16 protein-coding genes are annotated in these 16,244 nt (G+C 63.0%); 3 read left to right on the top strand and 13 right to left on the bottom strand.

All coding sequences use genetic code 11. From position 1 onward, the window contains the following. Nucleotides 1–57: 57 nt before the first annotated feature. Both ACW4E8_RS05525 and ACW4E8_RS05520 read right to left on the bottom strand, forming a co-directional pair. Nucleotides 58–576, bottom strand: coding sequence for an SCO family protein (locus tag ACW4E8_RS05525; protein WP_456803594.1), 519 nt, complete (start codon nucleotides 574–576; stop codon nucleotides 58–60). Next, complete coding sequence (locus tag ACW4E8_RS05520; RefSeq protein WP_456803593.1) at nucleotides 567–2,147, bottom strand: linalool dehydratase/isomerase domain-containing protein; 1,581 nt, start codon at nucleotides 2,145–2,147, stop codon at nucleotides 567–569. Before ACW4E8_RS05520 ends, ACW4E8_RS05525 begins: the two co-directional genes overlap by 10 nt. A 167-nt stretch (nucleotides 2,148–2,314) precedes the next feature. Between ACW4E8_RS05520 and ACW4E8_RS05515 the strand changes: the two genes are divergently transcribed. Next, nucleotides 2,315–2,944, top strand: a complete 630-nt coding sequence (locus tag ACW4E8_RS05515) for a TetR/AcrR family transcriptional regulator (RefSeq protein WP_456803592.1) — start codon at nucleotides 2,315–2,317, stop codon at nucleotides 2,942–2,944. 36 nt (nucleotides 2,945–2,980) lie between these two features. Here the strand turns inward: ACW4E8_RS05515 and ACW4E8_RS05510 are convergent, their stop codons facing one another. The 4 genes from ACW4E8_RS05510 to ACW4E8_RS05495 are packed head-to-tail and all read right to left on the bottom strand — an operon-like array spanning nucleotide 2,981 to nucleotide 7,523. Beyond that, a complete protein-coding gene (locus ACW4E8_RS05510; protein ID WP_456803591.1) occupies nucleotides 2,981–4,435 on the bottom strand; it encodes an NAD-dependent succinate-semialdehyde dehydrogenase in 1,455 nt (484 codons plus the stop codon). A 3-nt stretch (nucleotides 4,436–4,438) separates the two neighbouring features. Beyond that, a complete protein-coding gene (locus ACW4E8_RS05505) occupies nucleotides 4,439–5,419 on the bottom strand; it encodes a Bug family tripartite tricarboxylate transporter substrate binding protein (protein WP_456803590.1) in 981 nt (326 codons plus the stop codon). 40 nt (nucleotides 5,420–5,459) lie between these two features. Continuing rightward, a complete protein-coding gene (locus tag ACW4E8_RS05500; RefSeq protein WP_456803589.1) occupies nucleotides 5,460–6,479 on the bottom strand; it encodes a Rieske 2Fe-2S domain-containing protein in 1,020 nt (339 codons plus the stop codon). A gap of 39 nt (nucleotides 6,480–6,518) precedes the next feature. Beyond that, nucleotides 6,519–7,523, bottom strand: coding sequence for a PDR/VanB family oxidoreductase (locus ACW4E8_RS05495; RefSeq protein ID WP_456803588.1), 1,005 nt, complete (start codon nucleotides 7,521–7,523; stop codon nucleotides 6,519–6,521). Nucleotides 7,524–7,700: 177 nt separating this feature from the next. Here ACW4E8_RS05495 and ACW4E8_RS05490 point away from each other — a divergent pair, with 177 nt between their 5' ends. Continuing rightward, entirely contained in the window at nucleotides 7,701–8,423 is a 723-nt protein-coding gene (locus ACW4E8_RS05490; protein ID WP_456803587.1) for a TetR/AcrR family transcriptional regulator, read from the top strand. 39 nt (nucleotides 8,424–8,462) lie between these two features. Here ACW4E8_RS05490 and ACW4E8_RS05485 read toward each other — a convergent pair whose 3' ends face one another. The 5 genes from ACW4E8_RS05485 to ilvC form a co-directional block, all read right to left on the bottom strand. Further along, nucleotides 8,463–8,819: a hypothetical protein gene (locus tag ACW4E8_RS05485; RefSeq protein WP_456803586.1), complete on the bottom strand. Its 357-nt coding sequence runs from the start codon at nucleotides 8,817–8,819 to the stop codon at nucleotides 8,463–8,465. Next, the gene (locus ACW4E8_RS05480) at nucleotides 8,725–8,946 is read right to left on the bottom strand and encodes a hypothetical protein (protein ID WP_456803780.1); all 222 of its coding nucleotides are present in this window, start codon (nucleotides 8,944–8,946) and stop codon (nucleotides 8,725–8,727) included. The genes ACW4E8_RS05485 and ACW4E8_RS05480 overlap by 95 nt, the downstream gene beginning before the upstream one ends. A 274-nt stretch (nucleotides 8,947–9,220) precedes the next feature. Next, nucleotides 9,221–10,213, bottom strand: coding sequence for a PDR/VanB family oxidoreductase (locus ACW4E8_RS05475; RefSeq protein WP_456803585.1), 993 nt, complete (start codon nucleotides 10,211–10,213; stop codon nucleotides 9,221–9,223). Between the two features lie 73 nt (nucleotides 10,214–10,286). Continuing rightward, nucleotides 10,287–11,843, bottom strand: a complete 1,557-nt coding sequence (locus ACW4E8_RS05470) for a Rieske 2Fe-2S domain-containing protein (protein WP_456803584.1) — start codon at nucleotides 11,841–11,843, stop codon at nucleotides 10,287–10,289. A gap of 124 nt (nucleotides 11,844–11,967) precedes the next feature. Next, entirely contained in the window at nucleotides 11,968–12,984 is a 1,017-nt protein-coding gene (ilvC, locus tag ACW4E8_RS05465) for a ketol-acid reductoisomerase (RefSeq protein WP_456803583.1), read from the bottom strand. Nucleotides 12,985–13,161: 177 nt separating this feature from the next. Here ilvC and ACW4E8_RS05460 point away from each other — a divergent pair, with 177 nt between their 5' ends. After that, on the top strand, nucleotides 13,162–13,845 hold the full coding sequence (locus tag ACW4E8_RS05460) for a GntR family transcriptional regulator (protein WP_456803582.1): 684 nt from the start codon (nucleotides 13,162–13,164) through the stop codon (nucleotides 13,843–13,845). 17 nt (nucleotides 13,846–13,862) lie between these two features. Here the strand turns inward: ACW4E8_RS05460 and ACW4E8_RS05455 are convergent, their stop codons facing one another. Together ACW4E8_RS05455 and ACW4E8_RS05450 are read right to left on the bottom strand one after the other, a co-directional pair. Then, on the bottom strand, nucleotides 13,863–15,182 hold the full coding sequence (locus tag ACW4E8_RS05455) for an MFS transporter (protein WP_456803581.1): 1,320 nt from the start codon (nucleotides 15,180–15,182) through the stop codon (nucleotides 13,863–13,865). Between the two features lie 111 nt (nucleotides 15,183–15,293). Continuing rightward, entirely contained in the window at nucleotides 15,294–16,136 is an 843-nt protein-coding gene (locus tag ACW4E8_RS05450) for a class II aldolase/adducin family protein (protein WP_456803580.1), read from the bottom strand. Nucleotides 16,137–16,244: the final 108 nt, after the last annotated feature.

Genomic DNA, 16,244 nt, shown 5'->3' with positions numbered 1-16,244 from the left:
CGCGTTGATAGTGGGGGTGGCTTCCCGGAAAACGCTTCAGCTTGCTTCAGGTCGTCTTTACTGGTGTGCGGCGCTTGCCGAATCCAGCAGCGCCGAGATCCGCTGAAGTACTTCCTGCTCTGGCAGGCTCTCCGGAAAATGCGCGAGATAGCCGCCATTCCGGTCCATCAGGTAAGTGATGGCGGTATGCGGCACGGCATAGCCGTCCGGATCGTCGGGATCGGCCTTGCGCTCGGCGAAGACGCGGAATGATTGCTTGGCGTGATCGACCTGGGCTCGGCTTCCCGTCAGGCCGGTGAAGCGCGGATAGTTCTTGGCAAGAAAGTCCTTCATGACCTCGGGCGTATCGCGCTCGGGATCCACGCTGACATATAGGGAGCGGATTTCCTCGGCGCGCGGGCCCAGCGCCTCCAGGATGCGGGACAAGCGCGCCAGATTGCGCGGGCAGACCAAGCGGCAATGCGTGAAGCCGAAAAAGACCAGGCGGTAGTGGCCACGATAGCTGTTCTGCGTCACGGCTTGGCCGTCATGATCGATCAGCGAGAATTCCCCGCCTGGGCCGGCCTTCAGTTCCATGACAGCACCATCGTGGTTCTGTTGACGACATCAAGCTCGACGATCATCTGCTCATGTGCCCGTTCCACCCTGACGTTGGGGCTGGTCCAGAGGACCCGGTCGGCATCTCCGTAAGCCAGCAGGTCCTGCTCCCGCTCCAACCGCCAGGCGCCGCGGTTCCACACGTTGGCCAGCTCAAGGTGCGCCTCGGGCCTGGCCTTGGTGTCGCGCACGGGGCCCAGCGTCAATGCCAGGGCGTTGATATGCGGATCGAACCATGCCCGACGGACGTCGAGCGAAGGCGTCATGGCTGCCAGGCCAGGCTGCGCGAAATGCTCGTCCTGCCATGGCCCTTCATAGAGGGCCCGCAGGCCGCCGGGTACGTTCAGCCTTGAATAGGGAAGCAAGGCATTGCCGGTATGCGGATCCATCGCACGCAACAGGCCGTCTTCGTCAAGCCGTTGGTCGCAACGCGGATAGTAGAGCCCGCCGTGTTGCCAGGTCGGGTCCAGGCGCGCGTCGGCATAGGCATGCAGGCGCTTGAGCAAGGCTTCGTCGCCAACCTCGGAAGCGCACACCGCAGCCCAGCCGAAGTCATACGCCGTGGATCGTTCCGCAGCGCCGGGGGCGAGCGTCGGCGCAGGCTTGACCCAGGCGCTGCCATCCGGGCCGTCGCTTACCCACTGCGCGACGAAGCGCGGGTAATGTTGCTGCACGAAATCCGGGTTCCACGCATGCATCAACGAAGCCATCCAGAAATCCGTCCAGGGCAGATTGGTAGGAGTGATCACCTGGCGCTCGCGCTCCTGCACCATCATATTGAAGTGGCCGGCGTCGTTCAGCACGCCGAACTGGGACCAGGCCTGCAGGTAGCCGGTGGTCACTTCCTCTGCGATGGATCCTCCGTAGACGAGGTCATGGAAGCGAAAGCCCAGGATCGAAGGCTGGTTGCAGATCTGGAATACGCAATTGGGCTCGCAGGCGATGCCAAGATAGCCACGCTCGACCATGCTCCAGTAAAGGTGCTCGTTGAGCGACCGCTCGTCGTACACAAAATGCTTGCCGCCTTCACCCCAGAACAGCGGGTTGACCGAGAAGGTCAGTGCACCCTTGGCAGCGTACTTGTCGTCGCGGAACAGGTAGTGATAGAGCAACGCCATGCTCTGCACATAGGCGCTGTACATGATGTTGTCCCTGACCACCGGATCCCACTGCGCGGGCAGCTCGCCCAGCGATTTGTTGAACGGGCCGTTGCCGGTGCCGACGTAGTGCCAGTAGGTCCAGACATCGGGGGAGAGGATCTTGCCGATCAGGCTGTCGAACGGCTGCCTGAACACGGCCGGGGCGGCGGGAAGGCGATGTACGTGGGCGAGGCCTAGTGCATAGGCCATGTAGGCAAGCTGGAAGCGCAGTGCGCCGAAGTCCTCTTGCAAGGTGGTGCGGCCTTGCATGCCCGACCAGTCGTCCGGGAGCCGGGCGGCGAGATTCAGGATATGCCGCAGGCTCCCGGCCTGGACATCGTCCATCAGCGGCGTCGACGCGAGCCATTGCGGAGAGATCCTTGATTCCCTTTGAGCATGGGAGTGGTCCATACGTGTCTCCATTCCGGGCGCACGCGCCACCGGCGGTGCACTTTTTTGATGTAGCCGCGGCCTTGGGCCGGCAGTGGATTCATCATGAATTATTAGACTGTATTTGTCAATATGAACAATATCAGTCTATTTGGTATCATGATGACCAGACAGGACAATGGGCAAACATGAACAACGTCAGACGGGTAGAGATCGGGCAAGAGCGCAGGACCCGGATGCGGCAGAAGCTGCTGGAGGCGGCTGCCCGGGTGGTGGCGGATCTGGGCGAGAAGAAGGCGACGATCGACGATTTCATCCAGGCTGCCGGCGTGGCGCGCGGCACCTTCTACAACTATTACGAGACTCGCGACGAGTTGCTCGCGGATCTGTGGAAGGAGATCGGCCACGATCCGTTCGACGAGATCCAGCGACGCTGCCACACCATTGCAGATCCGGTCGAACGCTTTGCGGCGCAGACGCGCCTCGTGTTGCAGCGCACGTTCGAGAAGCCAGCCTGGGGCTGGCTCGTGTATGCGTTGTCGGTGGATGGCCAGTCCATCAACGAGGACCTACTCAGCTATCCCCGCCCGGAGCTGATTGCCGGCAAACATGCGGGCCAGTTCGAGTTCGGCGATCTTGCCAGTGCCAGCGACCTGGTCGTGGGTAGCGTGCGGATGGCAATGCGGGCGTTGCTGAGCGAATCGCGCCCGCCGGGCTATGTGCGCTCCTTTTGCGTCTGCCTGCTGCGGGCGCTCGGTGTGGACGCCGCCCGTGCGCAGGCGATTGTCGATCAGCCGCTGCCTACTGACGCAGGCTGAAGGCAGACCGGCTCCCGAGCCGGTCTGCGCGGCAGACTAGAGTCCGCCGAGGCAAACGTATTTGAGCACGAGGTACTCGTCGAGGCCGTACTTCGAGCCCTCACGGCCCAAGCCGGATTGTTTGACGCCTCCGAACGGGGCGACCGCCGTCGAGATCAGCCCGCTGTTGATGCCCACCATTCCGGTTTCCAGTGCATCGATCGCACGCCAGATCCGGTTGATGTCGCGGCTGTAGACATAGGCGCCCAGGCCGTACTCCACGGCATTTGCTGCGGTAATGGCTTCGTCATCGGCATCGAACGGAAACAGCGGTGCGACCGGCCCGAAGGTCTCTTCGGTGGCCAGCCGCATCGCGGTCGAGGCATCGGCGAGCACGGTAGGCTCGAACCAGGTGCCCCCATGCGCGTGGCGCCTGCCGCCGCACAGTACCCTGGCGCCATGGCGCAAGGCGTCCTGCACGTGGGCTTCGACCTTGGCGATGGCCGCATCGTCGATCAGCGGTCCTATTTCCACGCCCGGTTCTGCGCCATTGCCTACCCTGAGTTCGGATACGGCGCGCGTGAGCCGGGCGGCGAAGTCATCGTAGACGCCGCGCTGCACATAGATGCGGTTGGCCGCGATGCACGCCTGGCCCGCGTTGCGGAACTTGGCGATCATCAGTCCGGCCACCGCGGCATCCAGGTCGGCATCGTCATAGACGATGAACGGTGCGTTGCCGCCCAGTTCAAGCGACAGTTTCTTCAGGGTGTCGGCCGACTGGCGCATCAGCAAGCGGCCCACCTGGGTGGAACCGGTAAAGCTGATCTTGTGCACCACCGGACTGTCGGTCAGCGCCCTGCCGATGGCGACGGGGTCGCCGGTGACGATATTGAGCACCCCATCCGGAATGCCGGCCTGCTGCGCCAGTACGCCCAGCGCCAGCGCGCACAATGGCGTCTGCTCCGCCGGCTTGAGGACCATGGTGCAGCCGGCCGCCAGCGCAGGCGCGACCTTGCGCGTGACCATCGCGTAGGGGAAGTTCCACGGCGTAATCGCGCCGCATACGCCGACCGGTTCCTTCAGCGTCAGGATCCGGCGGTCGCCGGACGGCGCCGGAATTACATCGCCATAGACGCGCCGGGCCTCTTCGGCAAACCAGTCGACAAAGGACGCGGCATAGGCGACTTCAGCGCGGGCATCGTCCAGCGGCTTGCCTTGCTCAGCAGTGAGCAGTTGCGCGAGATCTTCCTGGTTGGCCAGGATCAGGTCATGCCAGCGGCGCAGCAGCGCGGCGCGCTCCTGTGCCGGCTGCTTGCGCCACGAAGCGAGGGCGTGCTCGGCGGCATCGATGGCACGACAGGTCTCCGCGCGCCCGGCCGCCGGTACGCTGGCCAGGCGGGCGCCGCTGGCCGGGTCCAGCACGTCGAAAGTCTCGCCGCTGTCCGCGCCTTGCCACGCGCCGCCGATCAGGCAAAGCGGCTGCAGCAGGGAGGGTTGTTGGAGTGGGTTCATTGGTTATTCCAGTTCAATCTTGAAGGTCTTGATCAGGCCGTCCCACTTGGCGTAGTCGGCGCGCAGCAGCCTGGTGAAATCGTCGGGCGAGGTGCCGGTGGGCTCGATGGCCTGGTCGCGCAGGCGTGCCACGATGGCGGGGCTTTGCAGTACCGCCCGGGTATCGGCAACGATTTTCTCCACCACCGGCTTTGGCGTGCCGGCGGGCGCGAACAGCCCATACCAGCCCACTGCCTCGAAGCCCTTGTAGCCAAGCTCGGCCAGCGTCGGCACGTCTGCCATCGTGCCGATGCGGCGTGGTCCGGTCACCGCGAGGATGCGCAGCGACTTGTCGCGGTGGCGCGTGGCCGCGGTTGAGGCCGAGACAAAGCCAAGCTGGATGCGCCCGGCGATCAGGTCGGGCAGCATCGGTGCCTCGCCTTTGTAGGCGACATGCGGAATCTCAAGCTTTGCGGTGCTGCGCAGCAGTTCGCCGTAGATATGGCCGGTCGATCCGGTGCCGAACGACCCGTAGGAAAACTTGCCAGGGGTAGCGCGTGCGGCATCGAGCAATGCGCCGACAGTGCGATACGGACTGGCGGGGGACACGGCGAGACCCATCGGCTGCGTCCCGAGCTGTGTGATGGCCTGCAGGTCCTTGAACGGGTCATACGGCACCTTCTTGTACAGGCTGAGGTTCTGCACCAAGCCGGTAAGGCTCAGCAGCAGTGTGTATCCGTCCGGAGCAGCCTTGCTGACCAGTTGCGTGGCGATGATGCCGTTGGCGCCCGGGCGGTTGTCGACGATGACCGGTTGCTTCCATTGGCTGCTGAGCGCTTCGGCGATCGGACGGATCATGGCGTCGGTCGCACCGCCGGCGGCGTAGGGTACGACGATGGTGACCGGCTTTGCCGGATAGCTGGACGCTGGCGGTGCGGCGCCGGCCGGCTGCATGGCCAGCATGGGCGCGAGCGCCAGCAGGCACAGGAGCGTGCGGTGGGGCATGGGTTGTCTCCTTGTGTTGTCGTTATGGGTGGCGCCGGGGCTACTGCCGCTCGGCTCCAGCCAGTTGCCTGAGCATGCGGCGCGCGGCCAGCGGCGCCCGGTCGACGGCCAGGTCGATCATCCGGACGCCGTCGCCATCGGCGTGCCAGTTGCGCTGCTGGTCCTCCATCAGGACCTTGTCCTCGAGGATGGTCTTGTGGAACTGCTCCGCAATAGTCGCAGTGACTTCGACGTCGTCCAGCGCAAAATCGCGATACATCGCCGAGAACTTGAAATGGGTCACATCGGTCTCGGGCGTGCACGGTCCGACCACGCGCAGGTGGCGCACCTGTGACGGATCGGTGTTGCCGACCGGCTCGATCGTGATGTTCAGGCGCACGTTACCGCCCGGCCAGAACCGGATGGATTGGGTATGCCTGACCTCATGCCAGTCAAACAGCCGTCGATACAGTGGTGACGCGCCCGAGCGCTCCAATGTGCGGCGGACTTCGACATAGGTATCGGTGATTTCGGTCTCGGGGCGCGTCTCTGCCACTTCCGGCGTGCCCACAGTCTTCTCATGCGCATAGCTGACATGGGACAGGTCCAGCACGTTCTCGATATTGAACAGGCACGGTGCCTGCACTGGCAGCGTGCTGGCGCGCCGGCCGGCAAAGCGCGGCGACGAGCAGACCTCGGAGAAATCGGGCACCAGCCTGACGTCGGCAAGGTCGCGTTGACCGGGCCAGATCCACACGAAGCCATCGCGCTCGGCGACCGGATAGGCGCGGATGCAGGCCTGCGGCGGGATCCGGTCCTGGGCGGGAATGCGCACGCAGGCGCCGTCGCCGTCGAAGCGCAGGCCGTGGTAGCCGCATTGCACGTGGTCGCCTACCAGCGTGCCGAGCGATAGCGAAACGCGGCGATGGCTGCAGCGGTTCTCGATGGCAGCCACGCTGCCGTCCTCGCGGCGGTACAGTAGTACCGGCTCGTTGAGGATGGTGCGATCAAGCAGGCTGCGCCCGACCTCATGGCTCATCGCGGCTACATACCAGCAGTTCCTGGGGTAATGCAACGTCATATCGTCTCCTGTGAGGCTATTGCTGTGTGTCGGGTGCTGTCAAAGATCCAGCACCAGCCTGGGGCCGCGGCTGCGCGAGCAGCAGATCATCATGGTGTCGCCCTGCGCGCGTTCCGCTGCATCGAGCACCGTGTCGCGATGGACCGGCTGGCCTTCGATGACCGCCGTGCGGCAACTGCCGCAGAATCCCTCTCCGCAGGAGAAGGGCGCGTCGATGCCGGCATCGAGCAGCACGTCGAGGATCGATCGCTGCGGCGGTACTTCGAGGGTGATGCCTGAGCGGCGCAGCGCGACCTCAAAGGACTCGCCGGCAGGCGGGTAAGCGATGCCCGCCGATATTTGATTCGCGGGGATCGTCGGGCCGAAGTACTCCACGTGCACGTGTTCTGAAGGCAGGCCGGCACAGGCCTGCTCGAATGCCGCAAGCATTGGCGTGGGGCCGCAGCAGTAGAAGTGGGTACCGTCGTCCCCGCTTGCGGCAGCTACGACCGCCCGCACGTCGAGCGGACGGCCGGCGTGCCGTTCATCGAAATGCAGATGCACGCGTCCCGGACGCTGGCGCTCGATCCGCTCCAGCTCCTCCAGCAACGGCGCGCTTGCGGCACTGCGTGCCGCATAGTGCAGCTTCCAGTCGCGGCCGAGCTGCTCGAGCCGCGCAATCATCGAATACAGCGGCGTGATGCCGATCCCGCCGGCGATCAGCACGCTCAGAGGCGACGCCTCGGCAAGTCGGAAGTTGTTGCGCGGCGCGCTGATCGCCAGCCGGTCGCCGACCCGAAGCCGCTCGTGCATATAGCGCGAACCGCCGCGGCTTTCTGGCTGCAAGCGCACCGCAATCCGGTAGCGGTGGCGCTCGCCTGGCGCATTCATCAGCGAATAGTGACGGGTCAGGTTCCCGGGCAGGCGCACCTCGATATGGGCGCCGGCCTCGACGGCAGGCAGCATGCCGCCGTGCGGATCGCACAGCTCGAAGGCAAGCGCGTCGGCGGCGGCGATCGAGATCGCGTGGACCTGAACTTCGATGGAGTCTGGTGTGGAAGGCATGGGCATGTGTCCGCGAGGTTCAGCGCGGACATCGGGGACTGTCGATGTTGCATATAATTAAACACGTAAAATTATCGTACGACAAGCGAATTCGCAGCGCGGCGGGGGAGGGTAAACACCAGCGCCCGATGCCAGCGTGTTAGCATCGGCGCGTTACTTGTACGGCTCATCGAGCACATGACTTCCAGCGTTTCCATGCGAAAACAGAACCCGGTCATCGAGGCAGCGGCATCGGATGGCGACGCGCCGGCCATGCGCAGGACAGCCGGCAAGCGGGCGCGTTCTCCCGAAGAAAAGGCAGCGGTACGACAGGCCCTGATCGCTGCCGGGCGGCGGGCCTTTGCTGAGCAGGAGTACGCCAAGGTCTCGCTGCGTGGGATCGCCGCAGCGGCGGGTTACACGCCGGCCGTTGTGTATCACTATTTCGAGGATCGGCAGGCGCTATTCATGGCGGTCCGCGAAGAAGACCTTGCGCAGGCCATCGAGCAGATCGGTGCGGCCACCCGCGGCGAAGCCGATCCCGCGATGCGTTTGCGCAAGCTACTGCTGGCCATGCTCAAGCACTGGCGTGCCCATTTCGACCAGTATGAGATCCTGTTCTCAGGCGCGCGACGCCAGCCCACACCGCGCAACAGCGAGGGCACGCCCTTCGGGCGCTCCGAAGTCGCAATACGCTCATATCAGCAATACGAGAACGCCGTGCGGGATTTTTTCGATACGCTACCGCGGTACCCGATGCCGTTGAAACTTGCCACGGACAGTATTGTGGTGGCCATTCACGGCGCAGTCGCCGTGCCGATCCACCTCGAGACGATGAAGTGGTCTGCAGGTGAGAAGCTCGCGGGCGCCATTGCGGACGGCTTCATCGCGGCTTGGACGGCGGCGGCAGGCAAGGCGTGAAGTCGTGATTTTTGTTCCGGGGGCGGCGCGGCCACATGATCAGCGTCGGCGTGACTGCGAATCCAATGCGTGCATGCTGGCGCCGCTTTCAGCGGCAATGGTCTCGACGCAGGCCATCAGCCCAGGTGCGACTGTCTCTCGCAAGAAGGTGTCAGGCAGCTTGAACGCCGGGCCACCGCAGTTCATCGAGTAGATGTCGCCGTCCGGCATCACAATCGGTACTGCAATTGCATTGATGTCGGGATGCCACTCACCAAGAGAGATGGTGTAACCGTAGGTATTGAAGTGTGCGATCGCGGGATCAAGGCCGGCGGCATGGTCTGGCCACTGGCTGCCAGTTGCTACCTGCAAGCCGGCAATCAAAGTCTTGCGGGAAGCGGTATCGAGCGCGGCCATATAGGCAGGCACGACCCAGAGCGGAGCTAGCGAGACCGAGCCGCGCGCCGATGCCGATGCGCATCACGATCGCGGCCGAAACCGGGCGAGCGGATTCGATCAACACCATATCCAGCCGGTCGCGCACGCCCAGATGCACGCTGAGCCCCACCTGCTCAGCGAAGCGATGGAAGATTCTTGGAAAGTCTCCGAGCCGATCGCAATTGCCCGACCTTACGGGGCACACCGCCTCGAAGCTTTTAGTCCGAAGCTGAATCGACGGATCATGTTGTACCGACGACCCGCGTTCGACCTGTGGATCAGTTGAATACGGATGCGGCCGCGGAAGCTAAACCACAAAAAAGAAGAACAATCGCGAAGGGCTGCTGTCGCTTTGCATGACCAAGCTCCGTCGAACCTGACTACAGATCCAGGACGAGGGTCCCGCCACAACCCCGTGACACACATGGCGTCATGAAGCTTTCTCGCTCGCCATCATCCAGGATGAAGTCCTGATGATCGACTTCACCTGAAAGGTGCCGGACCTTGCAAGTGCCACACAGGCCGGATTGGCACGAAGTCTCCACGGGTGCACCGGCTTGTTGGAGTACTTCGGCCAGGTTCTGGTCGGGTGCGACGGTCAGCGTCAGGCCTGAGCGGGCCAGTTCAACTGCATAGCCTTGTATGGGTTGGCTGTCTTCACTGGACGCCTTCTGCACCGGCGCCTTGAAGTGTTCGCAGTGCACCGATGTCAGCGGCCAGTGCGCTGCAGCCTGCTTGCAGGCTTCCATGAAGCCGCTGGGCCCACAATAGTAGATATGGGTATCGGGCTCGGGGTGCTCGAGCAGCTTCGCAATATCAAGGCCGTTCTTTGGATTGCCGCCGTCAAAGTGGCATTGGATCGTGCCAGTCCTTGCCATGCCCCGCAGCTCGGCTTCGAAGGCTGCGTACTCGGGGCCTTTGGCGCAATAGTGCAACGCATAGTCCCTGGACTTCACCTCGAGCTGGTGAACCATGGCCTTAAGCGGCGTGACACCGATGCCGCCGGCGATCAGGATGACCTTCCTTGCGCCCTCGGCGAGCGGGAAATTGTTGCGTGGCACGCTCACCTTGACCCGGTTGGGAACACGCAGGGTTTCGTGCATTCCCCGGGATCCGCCGCGTCCCGACTCATCTCGCAGGACAGCCACGACATAGCGATGGCGTTCTTCCGGACTGTTGCACAGCGAGTACTGCCGGATGACACCTGGGGCGATGTGAACGTCGATGTGGGCCCCGGGTGTGAATGCCGGCAGCTCGTTTCCGTCGGGATCGACGAACTCGTAGGAATTGATCCCGGCAGCTTCCAGGCGAACCTGCCGGAGGGTCAGTTCAAGGTGGGTGAGCGCTTCGCGCTCATTGGTGGGGGCGTTCATGGTGAACCTCGCGTCTCCGGGTACATTTGCCGGGCGGTTCAGTTCCGCCCGGCGATTTCAATCAACGGCTCGCTCAAGCCTTGAGGCTCTGCTCCAGTTCGTCGAACTTCGTCTTGACGAACGCTGCGCGGGCCTCTCCGGTCAGGCCGTCGGCCTCAGTCAGGATGGCAACCGCCTTGCGAGCCAGCAGGCGCCGATTGGCCACCTCCTGCTCGATCGTCTCGGCTTCAGGCAACTCGAAGACGTTGCCCGAGCAGTAGCTGTTCGGGGCGCCGTTGAGCTCACGCAGCCATTCCGCGAAGCCTTGGGCCGCGGCAGCGGCGTTGGTGCCCCGGACGGCATCGCGCAACATCTTGCGGAACGAGAAAAGGCCGGCGTCGAACTTGGTCGGATGCTCCAGCGCGTGCACGGCGATCGAACGCTGGCTGATGATTGCCTCGTAGTCGCCGGGTGCGTACTGCGCGTTCTTGTAATTCTCGCGTTCGCGGTGGTTCGACGGAATAGGAGGCATGTCCTCGAGCGTGTACTTGCCGAAGCGCTCGGGGCGGCGCAGCGCGACCTGGCCGTCGAGGAAGTCGATGCTCTCGTAGCCGACCAGGCGCTTGTCGCCCACGCCGCGCGTATCAATGCCCGGCCCCATCACGCGCCAGCCGATCATCTTGCTGTTCTCGTCGTCGACGGGCACCGTCCAGCGGATGATGTGGAACCGGCTGAACAGTTTCTTCTGCGAGCCGTCTTCCGACGTGTACGCGTGCAGGCTGAGGTTGGGCAGCACCTGGTGCTGGATGCGCAGGAACATCTTGTCCTTGTCCACGCGTCGCGCGCCGGCGCAGGCCAGGCCGCGGCCGCCGTGGACCGGGATGAACTGCATGTCGGGCGCGACTTCCATCGATGCGGCGCCGACCTCGTCGAAGGTCGTGCTTTGGAACTTGCCGCCTACCACGTTCTTCGCTGCATGCAGCGCGGTCGGGTGGAAGTTGTCGGCGGCGTTGTCCTGCACCTGGAGCCAGTTGCAGTGCTGGAAGTTGCTGTAGGCCACCAGTTCGTCGGTCGGCAGCACCGTGAAGTCTTGCTCCCACTCCGGGAACGGCGGCTCTTCGTCCGGCGGGCCCATGTAAGCGAACACCAGGCCGTTGCGCTCGATGGCCTTGTACGCGCCCTGGCGGATCGAACAGGCGTACTTCTCCGCTTCTTTCTCCTCACCGTCGGGGAAGGGCACATGCAGGCAGGCACCGTCGACATCGAACACCATGCCGTGGTAGCAGCACTTGATTCCGCGTTCCTGGATCGCGCCATATTCGAGCGATGCGCCGCGGTGGCAGCAATGCGCATGCAACACGCCCACGCGCCCGCTGCCGTCGCGGAATGCGACCAGTTCCTCATTGAGGACCTTCAGGAAGCGGGGCGTATCGGTCAGTTCCATGGACATGCAGACCGGATGCCAGAAGCGGCGCATGTATTCACCCATCGGCGTACCCGGACCAGTCTCGGTCAGCTCCGCGTCGTGGTCGGGCACACGGTTGGTGTAGTAGCCGCCGAAGGGAATCAGCTTCTTGACGACGGGGCCATTGGTTGCATTGCCTCCGGTCGTCTTGCCGGCGTCGTGCTTTTCGAAAGGGGTGGTGGTCATGGTGGGTCTCCTGAGGGGTCTGGCTTTCTTTGACTACTGAGTTCTGAACTCTGTATACAGAGTTTAGGTGCGTGATTTGGCCATGTAAGTTGGGGTATACGTGGAAACTGGCGCTAGGAAGTGATCAGTTCCTGGCTTTGTCGACCAGGGCACACTTGCGAATCCACGGCATCATCTCGCGCAACTTTTCGCCAACGACCTCGATCGGGTGCACTGCCGTCAGGCGCCGGCGGGACTGCAATGTCGGCGCTCCGGCCTGGCTCTCGAGGATGAACGATTTCGCGTACTCGCCCGTTTGAATGGACTTGAGCACGGCCTTCATGGCTGCGCGGGTGTCATTGGTGACGATGCGCGGACCGGTCAGGTATTCGCCAAATTCGGCGTTGTTGGAGATGCCGTAGTTCATCGTGCCGATGCCGCCTTCGTAGATCAGGTCCACGATCAGCTTGAGCTCGTGCAGACACTCGAAGTACGCCATCTCCGGGGCGTAGCCCGCTTCCACCAGCGTATCGAATCCAGCCTTGATCAGCTCAACCGTTCCGCCGCACAACACCGCCTGTTCACCGAAGAGATCGGTCTCGGTCTCTTCCCGGAAATTGGTTTCGATCACGCCGGAACGCCCGCAGCCGATTGCCGTGGCATAGGCCAGGGCGATATCCCTTGCGCGCCCGGATCTGTCTTGTGCGACCGCAATCAAGCCCGGGACGCCACCGCCTTCCGAGTACGTCGCGCGTACCGTGTGGCCCGGCGCCTTGGGCGCGATCATGACGACATCCAGGTCCTTGCGCGGTATCACCTGCCCATAGTGGATGTTGAAGCCGTGCGCGAAGGCGAGTGTGGCGCCTTCGCGCATGGCCGGTTCGATCACCTCCCGATAGACCTTGCCGATCGTCTCGTCGGGGATAAGAAGGATGACAAGGTCAGCCGCGGCGGCCGCTTTTTCCATCGTGGTGACTTCCAGGCCCGCCGACGCGGCCTTTCGCCACGACTCGCCTCCCTCGCGCAGCCCCACGACAACGTTGATGCCGCTGTCCTTGAGGTTGAGGGCGTGAGCATGGCCCTGGGAGCCATATCCGATCACGGCGACCTGTTGGTCGCGCAGAAGTGACACATCAGCATCTTTGTCGTAGAAAACTTTCATGGGTCTGTTCCTGTCGATGACTATACTTTCCAATCTGAACTCTGTATTCAGAGTTCAGATTGTTTATGCAGACGCTTCGCAAAGTCAAGGACCTTGCTGGAAGCCGGCACGACGGAATTGCATTGAGAGGGCCGTTCAACCAAAATGGACTGAATACAGAGTGCAAAGGGCAGTGCCATGGCAACCACTTTTCCAAAGATTCAATCCCGTCCCGACTTCGTGGATGAGGTGTACAAGATGCTCCTCGACGCCATCAGCGATGGCACGCTGGCGCCCGGAACCCGCCTGACGCAAGAGGAAATCGCCGAGCAGATGCAGGTGTCACGTTCCCCCGTGATCCAGGCGCTCAGGATCCTCAAGAAGGACGGCTTTGTTCAGGACGCCCCTGGTCGAGGCGTGCTGGTCACGCCGCTGGACGCTGTCTCGATCGGTCATCTTTATGAAATCCGCGGTTCCTTGGATGCCCTGGCTGCCCGGCTGGCCGCGAAGCGGCACTTCAAGGTCGATCCGAAGATCATTGCGAATGGCCGTCGCGCGACACAAGGCAAGGATGTGAAAGCCATGATCGATGCGGATATGGAGTTCCATAACGCCATCTACCGCGCCGCGGGCAATCCGTTCCTGGAGCAGAGCGCCCAGAACTACTGGGTACATCTGCGCCGGGCCATGGGGGCCGTTCTGCAATCTTCGGCGCAGCAACGCAAGACCATCTGGGACGAACACGAAGCGATCGCCGAGGCAATTGCCGCAGGGGACGCCGCGCGCGCCGCGGAGCTCACTGATCTGCATACCACCCGTGCCAGGGAAAACCTGACCAGCCGTCTTGACGAGTACCTTGGCGACACGCGCCAGACGGCATAGCCAGGTTCGCGCCAGCGTTACCGGTTGTCTCGCCTACCGATATTCACCAGACGCGCGGGCACGGTGAACACCAGCAAGCCGCCAATCACGAGGCTCGCAGCCAGTACCAGAACGCCGTTGCCAGTCGTGCCGGTGTTCGTTTGCACCCAGCCGATAAGGTACGGGCTGATGACCCCGGAGATGCTGCCCACGGAATTCGCCAGCGCGATACCCGCCGCAGCAGCCGCGCCGCCGAGGATCGCCGGAGGCAGCGTCCAGAACTGCGAGATGGTGGTCATGATCCCCATCGTGCCGATCGTCAGTGCGAGCATTGCCACAGCGGTGTTATGGGCGTAGGCCACACTGATGCACAGGCCGAGCGCCCCCACTGCACCAGGCACGGCCAGATGCCAGCGCCGTTCGCCGCGGGTATCCGAGCTTTGGCCGACGAGAATCATGGAAGCCGTGGCAGCGGCGTAGGGGATCGCAGACAGCAGGCCAATGTCGAGGGGATCCGAGACACCGCTGGCCTTGACGATGGTTGGCAGCCAGAAGCTCACGCCATACAGGCCCATGGTGAAGAAGAAGTAAATCACGCTGAGCAGCAGGATGCGGGGATTGGTCAGTCCATCGCGTACCGAATGCAGCGCGTGTCCCTTGCTTTCCGCGGCCAGATTCGTCTCGATCATTGTCCGCTGGGACGCACTCAGCCACTTGGCATCCGCGACCTTGTCGTCAAGGTAGAAGTAAGCAATGACACCGACGATCACGGTGGGAATGCCTTCCAGCAAAAAGAGCCATTGCCAGCCAGCCATGCCATGCGAGCCGTGCATGGCGCTCATGATCCAGCCAGACAGCGGGCCCCCGATGACGCCAGACATCGGGATGCCGGTCAGGAACAGCGCGGTAACCTTGCTTCGGCGCGATGCCGGAAACCAGTAGGTGAGGTAAAGCAGGATCGCCGGGATGAAGCCCGCTTCGGCTACGCCTAGCAGGAAACGCATGATGTAGAAGCTGGTCGGGCTCTTCACAAACATCATGGCCGCGGAGATCAGGCCCCAGGTCACCATGATGCGTGCGATCCAGCGTCGCGCACCCACGCGCAGCAGGATCAGGTTGCTGGGCACTTCGAACAGAAGGTAGCCGACAAAGAAGATGCCCGCCCCAAGCCCATAGATCGCATCGCTGAGGCCAAGATCCTGCATCATCTGCAGCTTGGCATAGCCGACGTTGATGCGGTCGAGGTACGCGCACATATAGCAGAGGAACAGGAACGGCAATAGCCGCCACATGACCTTCGAATAGGTTGCCGATTCGGTGGCGACGTAAGGCGTCACCACGCTCGTTGTGGTTTGCATGGGGTGTCTCCTTGGGGCCTTATTTATCGATCTGGAGGGGGGCCGGCGCGCGCAGGTTGCGGCCGGTTGCCGAGGCCGCGTCAGCGCGGCCTCGGCGTGCGATGCTGGTGCTTAATCGAACATGTCTGGCTGGGTCACACGCAGGTGGTCCCAGATCGGCTGGAAATGCAGCCAGCCGATGTAGTCGCTGCCGACGTGCTCGCGGCTATAGCGGGCGCGTTCGGGCGTCACCAGGCGGGGCGTAATGCCCGTCGCCTCGATCATCAGTTGCTGCTTGCAGCAACGTTCCAGGGCAATGAACCAGAAGGCCGCCGCTTCAATGCTGTGGCGGCTCGCCGTGAGCAGGCCGTGATTCTGGTGAATTGCCGCCTTGACGCCCTTGAACGCGTTGGCCACCTTGTGGCCGCCTTTCACTTCGACGGCAACCTTGCCGGCCTCGTCGCCAATCACCACGTGATCCTCGTAGAAGGCGGCTGCATCCTGCGTGATCGGGTCAAGTCCCTTGCCCAACGAGGCAAACGCCGTGCCGTACTCGGTGTGCGCGTGGCACATGGCAACGATGTCCTGGTGCATCTCGTGCACCGCGGCGTGCAGCACGAAGCCGGCGCGATTGATGGCATAGTCGCCTTCCACCACACGGCCCTCATGGTCGGCACAGATGAGGTTCGAGATGTTCACCTGTGCGAAGTGAACCGCCATCGGGTTTGTCCAGTACAACTCCGGGTGCTCGGGGTCGCGAACAGTCAGGTGGCCGGCGAAGCCGTAGTCGAAACCTTCCAGCGCAAAAGCACGACAGGCAGCGACCAGGCGCTCCTTGCGATGCTGCCGCTCTTCGGCGGGCGTGGCGAATTTCGGAACGGACGGATAGATCAGCCCCATCTGTTCCGGCTGGTAGATGGAGGTGCGCTCCTTGTCGTTGAAGACCTGCGGGGCGCGCTCAAGTACTGCTGCCATGTCGACTCCTCGGTAGAAATGTGTAGGGACTGGTTGGTGTTCGCAGGACACGCGCTTTATGTCTGCGGTACGCCTTCATAGTCGTTGCGGAGGAGTTGGTTGACAAAC

The organism is Cupriavidus sp. CP313 (assembly GCF_054072015.1).
This window is presented reverse-complemented; position numbering and strand designations above follow the sequence as displayed.

Bases quoted from the DNA above. Each gene is read 5' to 3' on its own strand.
- ACW4E8_RS05510 (WP_456803591.1), bottom strand. From the start codon at position 4,435: ATGAACCCACTCCAACAACCCTCCCTGCTGCAGCCGCTTTGCCTGATC.
- ilvC (WP_456803583.1), bottom strand. From the start codon at position 12,984: ATGAAAGTTTTCTACGACAAAGATGCTGATGTGTCACTTCTGCGCGAC.
- ACW4E8_RS05495 (WP_456803588.1), bottom strand. From the start codon at position 7,523: ATGCCTTCCACACCAGACTCCATCGAAGTTCAGGTCCACGCGATCTCG.
- ACW4E8_RS05490 (WP_456803587.1), top strand. From the start codon at position 7,701: ATGACTTCCAGCGTTTCCATGCGAAAACAGAACCCGGTCATCGAGGCA.
- ACW4E8_RS05475 (WP_456803585.1), bottom strand. From the start codon at position 10,213: ATGAACGCCCCCACCAATGAGCGCGAAGCGCTCACCCACCTTGAACTG.
- ACW4E8_RS05450 (WP_456803580.1), bottom strand. From the start codon at position 16,136: ATGGCAGCAGTACTTGAGCGCGCCCCGCAGGTCTTCAACGACAAGGAG.
- ACW4E8_RS05505 (WP_456803590.1), bottom strand. From the start codon at position 5,419: ATGCCCCACCGCACGCTCCTGTGCCTGCTGGCGCTCGCGCCCATGCTG.
- ACW4E8_RS05485 (WP_456803586.1), bottom strand. From the start codon at position 8,819: ATGGCCGCGCTCGATACCGCTTCCCGCAAGACTTTGATTGCCGGCTTG.
- ACW4E8_RS05525 (WP_456803594.1), bottom strand. From the start codon at position 576: ATGGAACTGAAGGCCGGCCCAGGCGGGGAATTCTCGCTGATCGATCAT.
- ACW4E8_RS05515 (WP_456803592.1), top strand. From the start codon at position 2,315: ATGAACAACGTCAGACGGGTAGAGATCGGGCAAGAGCGCAGGACCCGG.
- ACW4E8_RS05455 (WP_456803581.1), bottom strand. From the start codon at position 15,182: ATGCAAACCACAACGAGCGTGGTGACGCCTTACGTCGCCACCGAATCG.
- ACW4E8_RS05500 (WP_456803589.1), bottom strand. From the start codon at position 6,479: ATGACGTTGCATTACCCCAGGAACTGCTGGTATGTAGCCGCGATGAGC.
- ACW4E8_RS05460 (WP_456803582.1), top strand. From the start codon at position 13,162: ATGGCAACCACTTTTCCAAAGATTCAATCCCGTCCCGACTTCGTGGAT.
- ACW4E8_RS05470 (WP_456803584.1), bottom strand. From the start codon at position 11,843: ATGACCACCACCCCTTTCGAAAAGCACGACGCCGGCAAGACGACCGGA.
- ACW4E8_RS05520 (WP_456803593.1), bottom strand. From the start codon at position 2,147: ATGGACCACTCCCATGCTCAAAGGGAATCAAGGATCTCTCCGCAATGG.